Origin of the sequence: Nostoc sp. CCY 9925 (assembly GCF_963920935.1) — a bacterium.
Lineage (GTDB): Bacteria > Cyanobacteriota > Cyanobacteriia > Cyanobacteriales > Nostocaceae > Nostoc.
In genome coordinates this window covers 1-498 of the sequence record NZ_CAWUDO010000306.1, presented here as the reverse complement: position 1 = coordinate 498, position 498 = coordinate 1, and the positions used below count along the sequence as shown (strand labels likewise).

The window sequence follows — 498 nt, the reverse complement described above, 5'->3', positions numbered from 1 at the left end:
TCTCACTTTCTGCCAAAAGGGGGACTGTATTCAATCAGACACCCCTTTTTTCTTACTCATTATCTGATAATGATAATCGAATAAGGGGGGTGGGAGAGAAACGAGCGACGCTCGTTTCTCTCCCACCCTTTTCATGATTATCATTATTGTATTATAAAGTGAATAAATATACTACATAATTATTAAAGGTCGCGGATGCTTTGAGGCTAACTGGAGAATATTTTTAATCTCTAAGTTCCTTTTGATTTGCGTTCTCTCATATCGCTTTTAGTCTAAACTCCAGTTTTTTGGGAAAGCTGAAAACACTTAGACATTGACTCCCACCAAGTCTTCTTCTCGTACCAATGAAAAGCGATTAGTCGTGGTGGTAGCTTTAGGAAAAGCAGGTGAAGCCAACTCGACCAGATAGAACCAAGATTTTTCTATTAACTCAATCCCCAGAATTAGGGACTTCCAGAAAATAAAATATACAGATAGTAAAAATGATAATCATTGTTA

At 36.9% G+C, this 498-nt stretch carries 1 protein-coding gene; it reads right to left on the bottom strand.

Going from position 1 to position 498, the window contains the following annotated elements; all coding sequences use genetic code 11:
• Positions 1–306 precede the first annotated feature (306 nt).
• Positions 307–441 carry a DUF1392 family protein gene (locus tag ACM0OY_RS40565; RefSeq protein WP_414574327.1) on the bottom strand — a complete coding sequence of 45 codons (135 nt, stop codon included), beginning with the start codon at positions 439–441 and terminating at the stop codon, positions 307–309.
• Positions 442–498 lie beyond the last annotated feature (57 nt).